General features: G+C 59.0%; 16 protein-coding genes and 1 pseudogene. 5 read left to right on the plus strand and 12 right to left on the minus strand.

What is annotated here, in order from left to right:
• Window positions 1–261 precede the first annotated feature (261 nt).
• From AM571_RS14100 to AM571_RS14120, 5 genes and pseudogenes are all read left to right on the plus strand, one after another.
• The gene (locus AM571_RS14100; protein WP_074061939.1) at window positions 262–1,269 is read left to right on the plus strand and encodes an alpha/beta hydrolase family protein; all 1,008 of its coding nucleotides are present in this window, start codon (window positions 262–264) and stop codon (window positions 1,267–1,269) included.
• 414 nt (window positions 1,270–1,683) lie between these two features.
• A pseudogene (gene leuS, locus AM571_RS14105) lies at window positions 1,684–3,493 on the plus strand (leucine--tRNA ligase); the annotation flags it as partial.
• Window positions 3,494–3,585: 92 nt separating this feature from the next.
• Window positions 3,586–4,131, plus strand: coding sequence for a chloramphenicol phosphotransferase CPT family protein (locus AM571_RS14110; RefSeq protein ID WP_074061940.1), 546 nt, complete (start codon window positions 3,586–3,588; stop codon window positions 4,129–4,131).
• Between the two features lie 505 nt (window positions 4,132–4,636).
• Complete coding sequence (locus AM571_RS14115) at window positions 4,637–5,245, plus strand: L,D-transpeptidase (protein ID WP_074061941.1); 609 nt, start codon at window positions 4,637–4,639, stop codon at window positions 5,243–5,245.
• Window positions 5,246–5,696: 451 nt separating this feature from the next.
• A complete protein-coding gene (locus AM571_RS14120; RefSeq protein WP_237358487.1) occupies window positions 5,697–6,512 on the plus strand; it encodes a MarC family protein in 816 nt (271 codons plus the stop codon).
• A gap of 269 nt (window positions 6,513–6,781) precedes the next feature.
• On the opposite strand, the gene AM571_RS14125 is transcribed toward AM571_RS14120, so the two are convergent.
• From AM571_RS14125 to AM571_RS14180, 12 genes are all read right to left on the minus strand, one after another.
• Entirely contained in the window at window positions 6,782–7,522 is a 741-nt protein-coding gene (locus AM571_RS14125; protein ID WP_074061942.1) for a metallophosphoesterase family protein, read from the minus strand.
• Between the two features lie 3 nt (window positions 7,523–7,525).
• Window positions 7,526–7,882 (minus strand): hydroxyisourate hydrolase, encoded by a 357-nt coding sequence (gene uraH / locus AM571_RS14130; RefSeq protein WP_074061943.1) that lies wholly within the window; start codon window positions 7,880–7,882, stop codon window positions 7,526–7,528.
• Window positions 7,879–8,379 carry an ureidoglycolate lyase gene (locus AM571_RS14135; RefSeq protein WP_074061944.1) on the minus strand — a complete coding sequence of 167 codons (501 nt, stop codon included), beginning with the start codon at window positions 8,377–8,379 and terminating at the stop codon, window positions 7,879–7,881. The genes uraH and AM571_RS14135 overlap by 4 nt, the downstream gene beginning before the upstream one ends.
• A 3-nt stretch (window positions 8,380–8,382) precedes the next feature.
• On the minus strand, window positions 8,383–8,745 hold the full coding sequence (locus tag AM571_RS14140) for a DUF86 domain-containing protein (RefSeq protein ID WP_074061945.1): 363 nt from the start codon (window positions 8,743–8,745) through the stop codon (window positions 8,383–8,385).
• Entirely contained in the window at window positions 8,742–9,002 is a 261-nt protein-coding gene (locus tag AM571_RS14145) for a nucleotidyltransferase family protein (protein WP_074061946.1), read from the minus strand. The genes AM571_RS14140 and AM571_RS14145 overlap by 4 nt, the downstream gene beginning before the upstream one ends.
• 57 nt (window positions 9,003–9,059) lie before the next feature.
• Window positions 9,060–10,082: an allantoicase gene (gene alc, locus AM571_RS14150; protein ID WP_074061947.1), complete on the minus strand. Its 1,023-nt coding sequence runs from the start codon at window positions 10,080–10,082 to the stop codon at window positions 9,060–9,062.
• Window positions 10,083–10,580, minus strand: a complete 498-nt coding sequence (gene uraD, locus AM571_RS14155; RefSeq protein ID WP_074061948.1) for a 2-oxo-4-hydroxy-4-carboxy-5-ureidoimidazoline decarboxylase — start codon at window positions 10,578–10,580, stop codon at window positions 10,083–10,085. It abuts the gene before it with no gap.
• Entirely contained in the window at window positions 10,580–11,503 is a 924-nt protein-coding gene (gene puuE / locus AM571_RS14160; protein ID WP_074061949.1) for an allantoinase PuuE, read from the minus strand. Before puuE ends, uraD begins: the two co-directional genes overlap by 1 nt.
• A gap of 114 nt (window positions 11,504–11,617) precedes the next feature.
• Window positions 11,618–11,923, minus strand: coding sequence for an AzlD family protein (locus AM571_RS14165; protein WP_074061950.1), 306 nt, complete (start codon window positions 11,921–11,923; stop codon window positions 11,618–11,620).
• Entirely contained in the window at window positions 11,920–12,624 is a 705-nt protein-coding gene (locus AM571_RS14170) for an AzlC family ABC transporter permease (RefSeq protein WP_074061951.1), read from the minus strand. Before AM571_RS14170 ends, AM571_RS14165 begins: the two co-directional genes overlap by 4 nt.
• Window positions 12,625–12,692: 68 nt before the next feature.
• On the minus strand, window positions 12,693–13,550 hold the full coding sequence (locus AM571_RS14175) for an AraC family transcriptional regulator (RefSeq protein WP_074061952.1): 858 nt from the start codon (window positions 13,548–13,550) through the stop codon (window positions 12,693–12,695).
• A gap of 47 nt (window positions 13,551–13,597) precedes the next feature.
• Window positions 13,598–14,305 (minus strand): DUF1045 domain-containing protein, encoded by a 708-nt coding sequence (locus AM571_RS14180; protein ID WP_074061953.1) that lies wholly within the window; start codon window positions 14,303–14,305, stop codon window positions 13,598–13,600.
• Between the last annotated feature and the right edge of the window lie 63 nt (window positions 14,306–14,368).

Consider the following 14,368-nt stretch of genomic DNA (forward strand, 5'->3'; position numbering starts at 1 on the left):
GTTCTATGCGGCCTCGCTTGCGGCGGCACGCCGTCGAGGTAGCAGTCAAAGTAAAAAAGACTATTCCCACTAAACAGACGGCGAACCTAGGAAATGTGATCATCGCATCGTTCCCTCCACACGCGCCTCAGCTCCGCAACTCTCGACGGACACCCCTCTGATTGCAAGCTGGTAAATCTCCGGTTACAGAATTTGCTCCAGATGCCGGTTAAGAAGAGCGCCTAAGATGGACGGGAACTCGATCGTTGCACAGGAGACCTAATGCCGGTCGGTTTCACGGAAGGGCTCTCATTCGACCACACCAGGACGAACTGGACCGGCGACGGCCCTCGTCCGCTCTCCTGGACTATGTGGTATCCGGCCGTCGATAGCGCCAACGAAGTGCTTGCGACTGAACATCCGATTTTCCGGCTGCATCCCATCGCTCCGGATGCCGCGCTGAAGAATGCCGGGAAGCCTCATCCTCTCGTCCTGCTGTCGCACGGCAGTGGCGGCGTCACCTTCGGCCTTGAATGGCTGGCGCATCGCCTCGCGAAAAGCGGCTTCGTCGCTCTGGCTGTAAATCATCACGGACACACGGGCATCGAAACATACCGCCCGGAAGGCTACCTCTGCCTTTGGGAGCGAGCCGCTGACCTCACAGCGCTGCTAGATGATCGGACCTGGCGTGCGAAGCTTGGCGGCCAAGTTACCGATTGCGCTTTCGTCGCAGGGTTTTCGGCCGGTGCCTACACGGCAATGCTGATTGCGGGGGCACGTGTCTTGTACTCGCAGTTCGAACCGGAAAATCCGGTGAAAAGCCCAATTCGGGGACCGCGGGAATTTCCTGACGTGGCTGACCATCTTCCTCGCCTCATTCAAGAGAATGAAGCTTTCAGAACGTCATGGAACCGCAGGCGTGATGACTTCAGGGATGATCGGGTTAAGGCCGCCCTCGTTCTTGCACCGGCCAGATCGGTGCTGGGATTTTCGCACGACAGTTTGCGTTCGATCTCCAGACCCATCCATGTTGTATCAGGAGATGCGGACAAGACTGCCCCTGCAGCCGAATTCGGCGCGTGGCTCCATAGGCATGTAGCGAACAGCAAATTCAGTATCCTCAAAGGAGGCGTCGATCACTACGATTTCCTCTCGGAGCCGACAGCGCAAGGCCTGCGATTGATCCCAGATTTCGAAATGGCAGACGGGCTCGACCGACGGACGTTGCATGATGAAGTGGCGCGTCTCGCCATCGAATTTTTTGAAAACGCTCGCCCAAGAACTCGCTGATGAAAGGATGATGGGCAGCCGTATTGGTACTCGACTACAAAAAACCTTGCGGTCGCCACAACATCAGGCATTCTTAATCACGATGACGACGGCTTTTGCAGCAACAGGCGTCCGCAAGCTCGACGCGCGACTTATCACCCCGGCCTCCTGATTGGAGCCGGGCCAATTCTGTTGTTACCGTTAGATTCCTTACGTGAGTTGTCATCCATGGCCACCAAATCGACGCAGCCTTCGTACCGTGCATTTGCCGCCCGTCACGGCCTGACGCTGCGCATTGCAAACTCCTGTGCACATCGACTTAGTGGCGGCTGCCGGAGATCACCGGAGCACCGGCGGCCGTAACTGCTCCCGAAACCCAATAAATCCCGATTATCAGAACACATCGCCACCGTTGGCAGGTGTGAGGAGCGGTGCATGCCTTATGATCCACGGGCGATTGAGCCCAAATGGCAGGCCTATTGGGCCGCGCACGATACCTTTCGTGCCGAGATCGATCCCGCCAGACCGAAATTCTACGCGCTCGACATGTTCCCCTACCCTTCCGGTGCGGGTCTGCATGTCGGTCACCCTCTGGGCTACACGGCCACGGACATTCTGTGCCGCTACAAGCGCATGAGGGGCTTCAATGTGCTGCACCCGATGGGGTGGGACAGTTTCGGGCTGCCCGCTGAGCGCCACGCCATGCGCACAGGCGTCCACCCCGCTATCACGACCAAGCGCAACATCGAGACATTTCGCGGCCAGGTGCAGCGACTGGGCTTTTCCTATGACTGGAGCCGCGAGCTTGCGACGACCGATGCAAGCTACGTGCGCTGGACGCAGTGGATATTCCTGAAGCTGTTCGAGCGCGGCCTCGCTTACCAAGCCGAGGTGGCGGTCAACTGGTGCCCCGCCCAAAATGCCGTGCTCGCCGACGAGGAGGTTAAGGACGGACGTTACGTCGAGACCGGCGATCCAGTCGTCCGTCGCATGATGCGTCAATGGATGTTGCCCATCACGGCTTATGCGGACCGGCTGCTGCAAGGCCTGGATGGTCTCGACTGGCCGGAAAGCCTGAAGGCCATGCAGCGCAACTGGATCGGACGATCAGAGGGAGCCGAGATCGGGTTTCCTGTCCACGATGGCAGCGGGAAGATAATCACCTTCACGACCCGTCCCGAGACCCTGTTCGGTGCAACCTACATCGTGCTCGCTCCGGAGCACCCCTTGCTGGCCACCATAACCATGCCAGAGGCTCGCGCGGCGGTGGCCGCCTATGTCGCCCAGGCGGAGGCGCTGCAGGAGACGGAGCGGGTCGACGCTGGTCGTGAGAAAACAGGTGTCTTCACGGGTGCCTACGCGATCAATCCCGCTACCAGAGCCCGCCTGCCGATCTGGGTCGCTGATTACGTGCTATGGCACTGGTGCATTGATGGCGGTGCCAGCCCACGACACGCGTGATCACGCCTTTGCTCGTATCCATGGTCTGCCGATCATTCGCGTGATCGAGAGCAAAGAGGATATCGAACAGGCTGCTTATGAGGGTGATGGGCCGATGGTGAATTCCGGCTTTCTCAACGGTATGAGTTCGGAAGAGGCAAAACAGGTCATGATTGCTTGGCTGCAGGAAAACAGAGTCGGCAGCGCCAAGGTCACGTATCGCCTGCGCGACTGGCTCTTCTCCCGTCAGCGCTACTGGGGCGAACCAATTCCGATGCTGCATCTGGAGGATGGTTCGGTGATGCCTCTGCCGGAGGAGAGTCTGCCGCTGTTGCCGCCACAACTGGATGACTACGCACCCACGCCCGACGGTGAACCGCCGCTCGCCCGGGCAAAGGACTGGGTGCTCACAACTGTACCCGGCACCGACATTGCGGCATGGCGTGAGACAAATACGATGCCGCAATGGGCAGGTTCCTGCTGGTATTATCTGCGCTTCCTCGATCCCCATAACGAGCGCGAGCTTGTTGCGAAGGAGGCCGAGCGCTATTGGATGCCGGTCGATCTCTATGTGGGCGGAGCCGAACATGCAGTGCTGCATCTGCTCTATGCCCGATTCTGGCACAAAGTTCTGCATGACATTGGGGTCGTTTCGACCGAGGAGCCGTTCCAGCGGCTGTTCAACCAGGGCATGATCCTTGCCCATTCCTACCGGGACGCGGCGGGCCGGTATTACGAGCCATCTGCCGTCGTTGAACAGGACGGTCGATGGTTCGCCGGATCGGTTGAGGTGCATCGCGCGGTCGGAATTACCAACCCGATGATAAATTTCGCGCAAAGCATTCGTTGGTATGTCATGTGGCTGAGTTAAAGCGCGTCGCAAACTGGAGGTGTTGGATGGCACACGTGATCTTTCTGCATGGGGCTTCGAGCAGCGGCAAGTCCACCATTGCAAAAGCTCTTCAGGAACGCATCGAGAAACCGTTCTGGCACATATCGATCGATCATCTGCGTGACGCAGGTATGCTTCCAACAGAGCGGTTCAAGAACGGCGACTTCCGCTGGGCCGACTCCCGAGCCGCCTTCTTCGATGGCTTCCATGGTTCCCTGAAAGCCTTTGCAGACGCCGGTAACAATCTTATTCTTGAGCACATTCTGGATACTGACGGATGGCTAGAAACACTTTCTGACCTCCTCGCAAGTCACGACGTTTTCTTCGTCGCTGTACATTGCCCGCTCGAACTTTTGATTGAACGCGAAACCGCGCGAGGCGACAGGACGGTAGGCAGCGCCAAGCGGGATTTCGAGACAATACACATCGGCAAGACATATGATGTCGAGTTGCAATCTACGGATGGTGCTGATGCGAACGTGGAAACGCTACTTCTTGCTTGGCGGAGCGGTAGCCGCGTCTCAAATTTCAGCGGTCTGATTGCAAACTGAAGTCCGCGGGGGCCGACAGGCGACAATAACCTCCCCTGACAGCGCCAATTGCGGTCATCGAGCAGATGGGTCTGCATCTTTTGCCTTTAAGAAGCCGCACTATCTGATGCCCGACCACCCGGTCGGGCACGAAGCAGCTTATCGAGCACAGGACGAAGAAGTGGTCGCCGAGCATGGTGACCGGCCCGATCCAGGAAAGCCTGATGTGATCATTGCCGAGAAGAAGAAAGCTTTGAGGCCTGCGATGAATGAGCAAACGGCAAGTTGGAAACGGCTCCCGCGTCAAACGTCGTCAACATCTTGGAAGCTCTTCAAGCCGACCTTATAGGTCGGAAACAGACCTCGGGATAAGGTGCAACATTCTTCGTCTCGTGAGCCAACGAGAACACAGCGGGTCTCGACCTGGGGACGAACGATCACCGGGAAAATCGAGGACTGAGCCTGCCATAGTGCCGCCATAGAATTCAGCCCAATCATGGCTTTTGTAACAGGCGGATCGCGAAAAATGAGATTGCTGGCTCTCCTTGCAGCGGCCCTTTTACTGACTGTCATTCCGGCCCGAGCCCAATTTTATGGGCCATATGACGGATACGACGAATACGGCTATGGCTACGAGGACCCGTACAGCCCGTACCCGCCACCGCTCGACTACGAGCCAATGCCTCGTGATCGGGAACCATTGCGTGAGCGCAGGCAACCACAGACACGAAACGCGAGGGGAACCATCCTGATCGCTACGCGCGAGCATACGCTAATATACACGACGCCATGGGGTGAACAGTACATTTACCCCATCGCCGTCGGCCGCGAAGGCAAGCAATGGTACGGATCAACTCGGGTGGTGTCGAAGCGAGAGCATCCCGAATGGCGGCCAACGGCGAGCATGCGCCAGAAGAACCCCAGGCTTCCCGCCGTCGTCAAGCCCGGCCCCGCCAATCCGCTTGGAACCCGCGCGATTTACCTGGCCGACGGGCTATTACGCATCCACGGTACCAACGATCCCTCTTCCATAGGCACCAACGCGTCGAGCGGCTGCTTTCGGATGTATCCCGAGGACGTCGAGGAGCTTTACGAGATGGTGCAGCCGGGAACCCAGGTCATCGTCCAGCGGTGACCCCTATCGCTCGCCGCCGATCTGTCGCGCAACTTCCATTTCGTTGCCCACTGGCGAGTTCCGCCTTCGCCCGGGCCAGGTTTTCACGGTGGGTTCACGTTGACTTCCTGACCGGAGGCCTCCAAGCAAGGTAGACGGTCCTCGAAGCAATCAACTCTTCGGTTAATAGCCAGGAGTATTGAGGAGCACCCAGCGAGCGTGACGTTTCAACAGACATATCGGCGTCCAATCGGGCCGGATCCCGCGACCGTGGTCGTCCCATGCGCGGGTCTTTTCCATACGCCTTTGCTGTGAACCTGTCCGTTTTGGCAATCATGTTCAAAGTCCGGGCGCCGAACTTCTCATAATGAGCTTCGCAAGCTAACCGAAACTGCCTTACAATAGATCGCCGGGCGGCACTGGCTCTTTCGCCTTCGAGCAAAAGAGCGCTCTCTTGGCTGGAGACTGGTCGATGACGACGTATGTGGGGAACATCATTCCCGAGGCTCCCTTATCTTACTCTGGCCTTTTTAGCTCGCGCCAGTCAATTAACCGGCAAACGCCCCGGCCGCGCGATACTCACGCGATCCTAATCCTTGCTCTGGCCATGGTCGTGGCCTGTTTTCCCGTGCAATCCCTTGCGCAATCACCGCTTGGTGCAGGCATGCCGGAGGTGGAGTTCGGCGCACGTAAAACATTCTTCATGCTTTTTCTGATGCTCGGCCCAATCAAGATTCTAGTGCCCTTCGTGACGATCATCCGCGACTGCGACCCCCGCTTTCGACGTCAGATAGCCAGGAGAGCGATCCTCTTTTCGGCAGCCGCCCTGGCAATCGCCGGCTTGCTTGGGCGCACCATGCTTGAGAATTTCGAAATCTCTTTGCCTGTCCTGGCAATGACCGGAGGCATCATCTTGTTTCTCGTGGCCTTGCAAACCATTTTACAGCAGTCGGCCAGCGTACCGGATCGATCGACTGAGCCTGCCAAGCCGCCAGATCTGAAACTCGCCCTTACTCCCCTCGCCTTTCCGATAATTGTAACGCCCTATGGTGTTGCCGCGGTAATCGTTTTCGCGACGTTGGCGGGCGGCCGCCAAGCGGAAGGCCTCACCGTAGCCGCTATCGTATTGGTGGTTCTGGCGCTGGACTGGGTGGCGATGATTTTCGCAGAAACCATTCTAAGGTGGATCGGAACGTCGCTTCAGGTGTTGGCGGTGGTGCTCGGGGTTACCCAGGCGGCTCTCGGTCTGCAAATCATCCTCCATAGCTTGAGTATGATTGAATGGTAGGACTTGGGGTCTGTTCGTGAACCAGCTCGCCACGGATACTTCGCGGTTTGGGTTCGACAGGATCCTCCCGGGAGGCGCGCGCTTTGTTCGGGCACCATCCCGGCTGAAGAGACCGCCGAACGTCCTTTCCTTCAGGCCAAAGAAATCATCCTGGACGGGCTCATGAGGGAACAAGACTTCGACGGCGACAGGCCATTACTGCAGATCTTGGATGTACCGAGGCGAAGTCAGGCGCCCCGATCGCACCGAATGCGATTCACAAGAAACGACTATCCAACCCAGCCCGTTGCCAGCGCGGCCGCCCAGTCGGGGCGGCCGTTTGCTTTTGCAATTCTCGACATAACCATGTGATTGTAGGCCACGGTGCGGAAATAGGGTCTCCAGCCGGACGCGGATTTCTCCAGGATGGCGTAGCTTGCCATCGGATGGCCGGTCTCCATCTTGTGCGGATAAGGTTTGTCATCGTCGTAAGCCGGGCAGCCGACGCTGCCGGGATTGACGATGAGGCGGCCATCGCGAAGCTGGACAAGGCGCGAAATATGGCTGTGGCCGCACAGGATCAAAGGCAAATCGATCCCATCCGCCAACGCCTCGATTTCTTTCAACGGCTTCGGATATACATGGCCCTCGGGCGAAACCGATTCCAGCCAGTAGAGATTGTCATCCTTGGGGGTCGCGTGGCAGAGATAGGCTTCATCTTTGTAGATGAGTTCGGCCGGCAGAGATCGCAGCCAGTCGAGATGACGCGGTAGAAGCTGCTGATAAGCAGCTTTATCGGAAACATGCATGGACTCCAGCTTCTGCTCGATCAGGTAGCGGTCGTGGTTGCCGCGCACAGTCGGAAGGGCGAGCGAGAGAAGCAGTTGGGCGGTCTTTCCTGCTTCCAGCGGGCTACTGAAGCAATCGCCGAGATTGACGATATCCGATATGTCTTGTGCCCGGATATCGGCAAGCACGGCCTCGAGAGCCAGATGATTACCGTGGATATCGGCGATCGCCGCAAACCGCATCGGCTAACTCCCGCGATAGGTGGAATAGCCGTAAGGCGAAAGCAGCAGCGGCACGTGATAATGGGCTTCGGTATCGGCGATGCCGAAGCGGATCGGCACGAGATCGAGAAAGGCCGGATGCGGCAGCGGCGTGCCCAACGCACGCAGATAATCGCCGGCATGGAACAGCAGTTCGTAGGTTCCTGCCTGGAAATTCTCGCCGGAAAGGATCGCGCCGCCCTCGACACGGCCGTCCGAATTGGTCTCTACCGTCTTGATGTGGTGGCGGATATCCCCATCCAGGCGAAAAAGGTCGATCCTCAGCCTTTCAGCAGGCTTACCGGAGGCAGTGTCGAGAACATGGGTCGTCAATCCGGTCATAGAGCTGGCTCGCTGATCGTGTATGAGGTTTCGAAGAAATGCTCTTGCAGATTGTCGCCGGGACCGTCCCTGTCGACAACGAGAAAGTCGCTTGATTTGCCGAGGACGAGCAGTGGGTGATGCCAGACGTTGCGGCGATAGTTCACGCCCTGGTCGCCGCGTGCGAGAAACACCTGCGGCCTGCCGGGCTCTCCATCCCGATCTTCCGAAACCACGACCAGAAATGGCCGTCCGGAAAGCGGCGAGAAGCTCTGGCTGCCGAAAGGATGCCGCTCCATCATGCCGATCTCATAGGGAAAGACGCGCGGCTGGCCGCGAAAGAGATTGATGATGACGCGTGCGCCCTCGCCTGCCGCCTCGGCCGTGGCCAGCGCATGGAAGCGTTCCGTCGTGCCACCGTTGATATATCGCATTGTCGACGGATCGGCCTCGATTACGTCGCCGAACGGCGCGAAAGCAGTTTTGGTGAGAGGCTGGATGTCGAGAAGTTCTGTCAAAAGTCATTCACCCTGGGCGTGCCAGTGACGCAACCCGTGCAGTTGATCGAGAAGATCGGGGATGTCTGTTTGCGCAGTATCCCAAACGGTGTCTAGGTTCATGCTCATATAGCCGTGAGCGATCCGGTTCCTCAGCCCGTGCATCTTTTGCCACGGCACGTTGGAAAATTCCGCCGCAAACTCGGGATATTCCTCCATGATGCGCGATGTTGCAGCGGCGATCATCAGTAGGTTCATTCCAACTGCGCGCTGTCTCACAAGATCCTTCAGAAATTCATCCTTGCTCATGTCCTTGACGAAATCGACGGTTTCGAGTGCGACCTGCTGCATCTCGTCGAGATAGGTTCGAAGTCGATCGATACTCATACAGACTTGGCTTCCTGCAGGACCCGGCTGCGGACATGGTCGGGAAAATCGCCGTGCTTCAGAACGTGGATTTCCGTCCCGCACATCGGCGCCTGCAACTCCTTCAGCAACCCGCGCAGATCGAATAGCGTCGTCCCGGGCAGCCCCTCCTCGCCGCGGGCGGCGGAACCAAAGATACGCGGTTTCGCCCCGTTGAAACGCGTCGTGGCGACGTGGTTGGCCTGCCTGTCATTTTCCAGCACTTTCGATGACTTCATCGAGGCATCACTCCTGATGCCTCGAATATACGCGAGCGGCGATAAAGAAGGAAGAACTCACCCCTTCACCCCGATGAGCCGCAGCCGCATGATGCCGCCATCCGGATGCATCGCGATGCGGACATGCGTCACCGGCCCGATATCGGCGACGGCATTCCCGCCATATTCGTGGATGTGGTCCATCTGCAGTTTGGTGCGGCTCAGAATCGGCTTCCAGTTTTCCGAAGCCGCAATGTCGGCTTGGCTCAGCCTATCACCAAGATCGGGCCGATAAGCGCCGAGAAGCTCGCAGGAGTCCGGGAAATTGCCTTTGAAGAAGGCCGTATCGACAATGACGCGCTTGATTATGCCCGGGTGGCCCAGGCGGATCACAGCCCAGTCGTGACCCGGGCCGCGACGGCGCTTGGTTTCCCAGCCGTCGCCCATATTGATGCCGCGGCCGGGGCCAAGCATCTTGTCGGGGTGGCCGTAATGGGCGTCGGACCAGGCAAGCGACTTGGCGCCGTTGAAGATATAACCAAGGTCAACCTCCTCGCTTTCACCGACCTTCGACCAGTCGAAATAGGCCGAGCCGTAGACGCGCAGGCGCGCGACGCCGCCGTCGGGATAGATATGCAGGCGCAGATGCGTCCAGATCTGTTCCTTGTGGGCATTTTCGAAGAAGTGATGTGCACTTGGCCCCAGAGGCGACTTCGCGAGGATTTCGGTCCACGCCGTTGCATCGGTCGGATCGCCGCCTTCGACGAAAGCCGCCTCGATCGAGCAATGCGGCGGATAGTTGCCGGTAAAATAGCTGGTATCGACGTCGAAGCCGAAGATGCGGCCGGGCATGGCAAGCTTGACGATCGCCCAGTCGTGGCCGGGCACGCGCTTGCGACGGCTTTCCCAGCCGTCCATGTACTTGCCGTTGTCGTCGTAAAGTTCCGGATCGAAGCTCGCCGGCTCATCCTGCAGCATGCGCTCCAGCGGCGCAAAGAACTCGTCCGTCGCATAGAGGCCCCTTGCACCGAGGCGCGCGGAAGCAAGATTGATCGCGCCGTTCGCAAACGACGGCAGGCTGGCAGTGGTATTCTCGGTCATTCACTTCTCCGGAAGCATGGATGTCAGGCGCAATAGCGCAATCTTTTCGACCTCAGCGCAAGCGGTCGCAAATTCCTGGTCAGGGTCGTTGCCGATGCGCTTTTCGAAAGCCGCGAGAATATCGTCCTTGTTAAGTCCCTTCACGGCGATGATGAAGGGAAAGCCGAATTTCTCGACATAGGCGGCGTTGAGTTCAGTGAAGCGGGCATGATCTTCGGCGCTCAGTCGATCAAGACCGGCACTTGCCTGCTCCTTCTTGCTGTCTTGCGTCAGTTCACCGGCGACTGCCAGGCGTCCGGCAAGATCGGGATGGGCACGAAGCACGCCAAGACGCTCCTCTTCGCTTGCGGCGCGGAAGATCGCAACGAGCGGAATGTGCACCTTGTCCACAGTCAACTCGTCGCCAATGAAACCGTCGTCATAGGCGCGCTCGGCAATGAAGGGCGAATGTTCGAAGACACCGCCGAAACGCGACACGAATTCATCCCGCCGGATCATCAGGCCATGTCCTGCTTGTGGTTCTTGTGCCAATGCTCTGCAATCTCGATGCGGCGAGGGATCCACACCTTGTCGTGCTTGAGCACATATTCGATGAAACGCCTCAGGGATGCAGCACGACCGGGCCGACCGACGAGACGGCAATGCAGGCCGACCGACATCATCTTCGGATTGCCGGCCTTGCCTTCTTCGTACAGCGTATCGAAGGCATCCTTGAGATAAGTGAGGAATTGATCGCCGGAATTGAAGCCTTGCGGCGTCGCAAAGCGCATGTCGTTGGTTTCTAGCGTATAAGGAATAATGAGAAACGGCTTGTCATCGACCCCCTTCACCCAGTAGGGCAGGTCATCGGCATAAGAGTCTGACGAATAGAGGAACCCGCCCTCCTCTTGAACCAACCGCAGCGTATTGTCGGAGGGCTTTCCCTGGTACATACCGTATGGGCGCTCGCCGGTGAGCTCGGTGTGGAGACGCACCGCCTCGAGGATGTGCTTGCGCTCGAGGTCTTCTGGAAAATCCTTGTACTCCAGCCAGCGGTAGCCATGGCTGGCGATCTCCCAGCCGGCTTCCTTCATCGCCGCGACGGCCTCGGGATTGCGGGCCATCGCTAGCGTCACGCCATAGACTGTCGCCTGAACCTTGAGCTCGGTGAACATGCGCCAGAGCCGCCAGAACCCGGCGCGCGAACCGTATTCGTAGATCGATTCCATGTTCAGGTTGCGCTGGCCCGGCCAGGGCGATGCTCCCACGATTTCCGACAGCAGGTTCTCGGACGCAGGATCGCCGTCGAGGATCGAACTCTCGCCGCCCTCTTCGTAATTGATGACAAACTGCACGGCGAGGCGGGCATCGTCCGGCCATTGCGGATCGGGGGGATTGCGACCATAGCCCACAAGATTGCGCGGATAGGTATCGGAAGCCATCAAATCACCTTTTGAACGTCAGGCGAAACGGTAGCACCCGGAAACGGAATGTCGAGACGGAAATGCGAAACTGACTTTCGCCACTACGGCACAAGTCGCCGCCTCTGCGAAGGATCATTCGCCTGTGGCCGCCCGCAACAGCGCGACACAGAGGACGCCAAGCGCCACGGAAACGAGCATCGGCAGGCGGAGTGCCGCAATGGCGGTGACCGCGCAGGCGATTGATTCCGCAATACCGGTGGCAAAGGCGGTCGGCGCGACGACCGCCATCAGAACCGCAGGCGGAATGGATTCGATCACCTTTCGGCGGCTTTTTTCAAAGGACACATGCCACACGAGCACAAGGCCGCTCAGGCGCGTGAGCACCGTCGCCGCTGCCATGGCGATGATCGCGACGAGGGTGGAGAAATCGACTGTCATTGCGTCACCTCCGCGCGCCGGCTGCCGCTGGCGACCGCCGCAAGCAGGCCGGCGGCAGCGCCGGCTGCGATATGCCAGACGCCTGGTACGAAATGTTCAGTTGCTACCGCGGCCGCACCGCTTGCGATCAGCACAGCGCCGGTTTCCGATCCCTTCCAGAAGCCTGTGACGAGCACGATGAAGACGGCAGGAAAGGCGAAATCCAGTCCAAGCACCACGGGATCACCAAGGAAAGCGCCGAGCGTCGCGCCCGCAAAGCTCGAAAGCACCCAGGCGAGATAGAAAGGCGCGGCCAGCCCAGCAAACCAAGCAGGCGTGAGCCGGGCAAGGCCGGCGCGGGATTCCGCCATCGCCCAGATCTCATCCGCAAGAAAGAGGCTTGCGAAATAGCGTCTGCGTCTGCCAAAGGCCTGCATCTTGGTGCCGAGCGACGCACTCATCAGCACATGGCGGATATTGACGAGCAGCGCCGCAAAACCGACGCTTGTCCACGAGGCCGGATGCGTCCAGATATCCATTGCCACGAATTGCGAGCCGCCGGCAAAGACCAGTGCGCTCATCAGTGCCGTCTCGACCGGGGAAAGACCTTTTGTGACTGCGACCGCGCCGAAGACGAGGCCGATCGGTATGACGGCGGCGATCAGCGGCGAAATGGCTCGCATGCCCCCCAGGAACTCCGCCCATTTTTCATTCTCATTCATGACAGGATCTCCGATTTGATGCGGAGTTTTCTAGAAAGGAGATGAGTGGCAGTCTTGAACGAAAGTGACTACCGCGCGCGGTATTGGCCGGGCGTCACACCGGTGCGCGCCTTGAAATGCCGGCTGAAATGCGCCTGGTCGGCGAAACCGCATTCAAGAGCAATCTCCGCCGGCTGTCCGCCCGCTTGCAGCTTGCGCCGGGCAACGCGAATACGGATGTCGGTGAGAAAGGCGTGCGGGGTGATGTGGAACTGTTTGCGGAAGGCACGTATCAGATGCGCACGGCTGAGGCCGGCTACGGCGGCGAGTTCTTCAAGTCCGACGTCGGAGGCGTAGTTTTCCATCAGGTAATCGCCGGCGCGCTGCACGGCCGACCGCTCCTGCGTGTCGATGGGCACGATGATCGAGCTGCCGTGATGCCTAAACATGGCTTCTAGCACAAGGAACATGCCCTGGCTGGTTTCCAGTGCACCGGCCCCTGATTCCAGCGCACGGTGCGCCTCATAAAAAGCCTCGGCAAGCCGGGGATCGTGAAGGATCTGCTTGCCGAAGGCGGGCATGCCGCTGAACGTGCGGCCGGTGACATCTTCCAGGATCTCCCGGAAGAGTGACGTATCGGGGTAGATCATCCGGTAGCGATAGCCACCCTCGACAGGCACGCCGTCATGGATTTCGCCGGGATTGATCAGATAGAGATCGCCCGGCCCCGAGCTTTCGCGCGTGCCCCGGATCGTCGCGATCTGGCTGCCGCTTTCGATAGCGCCGATACTGAAGGTCTCGTGGGCATGGGGAGCGAACTCATGCGTCAGGAACGTGGCGCTCAGGCATTCCATGCCGCCGAATCGGTGGTCACGCCAGAATCGCGTCGTCTCCGCTCCAGACAGCGGCATGGCTACGGTTGCCTGTTCCTGGGAGATGTTGTCCATCGGCCGGATATAGCATCTTTGGGACCACCGTTCTTGAACAAAAGTGATCAGGCGATCTTGCGCGCACTGACCTTTCCCATCGGATGCAGCGAATGGACGCGGAACGGCCCGCCTGCGCCTTCCTCGATCATCAGCGCGATGTTGGCGACGGTGACCGGCTCGGCGAGAACAGGCTCGAAAAAGTTACGCAGCGCCTGCTCGATGCGCGGCATGTCGACAAGATCGACAGGTCCCGTCACAGGCATGTGGAAGCGGAATTCGTCCATCACGTCGGGGTTGCCCCAGCGATGCAGGTTGGCAAACTGCGCGGCCGATAGCCAATCCGGATCGCTGCGCTCGATCTCGGCTTCGGAAAGCGGTGCGCGGAAGTAGTCGAAATGCTGCACGACCGCCGAAGCGAGATAGTGCATCTGGTCGCAAGGAACCGCCGGCATCAGGCTGAAGAAATTGCGCAGGCGAGCAACCTCGATCCTTGGAATCCGGAACGGTTGGAAGCTGCCGGAAAAGCGCATCATATCGCGCAGAAGTTGCTCCTCCGAAACGTCGGGGGCAAGATGGAACGGCGCCTTCAGCACACCATGGAAACCGTAGCGGCGCGGCACGGCAGTATGGAACGCGATCTCGTGGATGCCGATGCCGCGAACGGCCGGAGGTTCAACCATCTCGCCGGAAAAGACGTTGCGGCCGAGCCAATTGGCCGCCACCTGGCTGAGCGGATCGCTCGGCGCAGGGGTGAAGCAAATGGCATAGCGCATGCAATTTCCTCCATCAAAGGAAGGGCGCGCAGTCTATTCCGGCGCCGTCGATACCCAAGCAGA

The sequence above is a fragment of the Rhizobium etli 8C-3 genome (assembly GCF_001908375.1).
Taxonomy (GTDB): Bacteria; Pseudomonadota; Alphaproteobacteria; order Rhizobiales; family Rhizobiaceae; genus Rhizobium; species Rhizobium etli_B.

Coding starts and splice junctions, on each gene's coding strand:
- AM571_RS14165 (WP_074061950.1), bottom strand. CDS start 11,923: ATGACAGTCGATTTCTCCACCCTCGTCGCGATCATCGCCATGGCAGCG.
- AM571_RS14145 (WP_074061946.1), bottom strand. CDS start 9,002: ATGAAGTCATCGAAAGTGCTGGAAAATGACAGGCAGGCCAACCACGTC.
- AM571_RS14180 (WP_074061953.1), bottom strand. CDS start 14,305: ATGCGCTATGCCATTTGCTTCACCCCTGCGCCGAGCGATCCGCTCAGC.
- AM571_RS14110 (WP_074061940.1), top strand. CDS start 3,586: ATGGCACACGTGATCTTTCTGCATGGGGCTTCGAGCAGCGGCAAGTCC.
- uraH (WP_074061943.1), bottom strand. CDS start 7,882: ATGACCGGATTGACGACCCATGTTCTCGACACTGCCTCCGGTAAGCCT.
- AM571_RS14170 (WP_074061951.1), bottom strand. CDS start 12,624: ATGAATGAGAATGAAAAATGGGCGGAGTTCCTGGGGGGCATGCGAGCC.
- AM571_RS14120 (WP_237358487.1), top strand. CDS start 5,697: ATGACGACGTATGTGGGGAACATCATTCCCGAGGCTCCCTTATCTTAC.
- uraD (WP_074061948.1), bottom strand. CDS start 10,580: ATGATCCGGCGGGATGAATTCGTGTCGCGTTTCGGCGGTGTCTTCGAA.
- puuE (WP_074061949.1), bottom strand. CDS start 11,503: ATGGCTTCCGATACCTATCCGCGCAATCTTGTGGGCTATGGTCGCAAT.
- AM571_RS14125 (WP_074061942.1), bottom strand. CDS start 7,522: ATGCGGTTTGCGGCGATCGCCGATATCCACGGTAATCATCTGGCTCTC.
- AM571_RS14100 (WP_074061939.1), top strand. CDS start 262: ATGCCGGTCGGTTTCACGGAAGGGCTCTCATTCGACCACACCAGGACG.
- alc (WP_074061947.1), bottom strand. CDS start 10,082: ATGACCGAGAATACCACTGCCAGCCTGCCGTCGTTTGCGAACGGCGCG.
- AM571_RS14115 (WP_074061941.1), top strand. CDS start 4,637: ATGAGATTGCTGGCTCTCCTTGCAGCGGCCCTTTTACTGACTGTCATT.
- AM571_RS14175 (WP_074061952.1), bottom strand. CDS start 13,550: ATGGACAACATCTCCCAGGAACAGGCAACCGTAGCCATGCCGCTGTCT.
- AM571_RS14140 (WP_074061945.1), bottom strand. CDS start 8,745: ATGAGTATCGATCGACTTCGAACCTATCTCGACGAGATGCAGCAGGTC.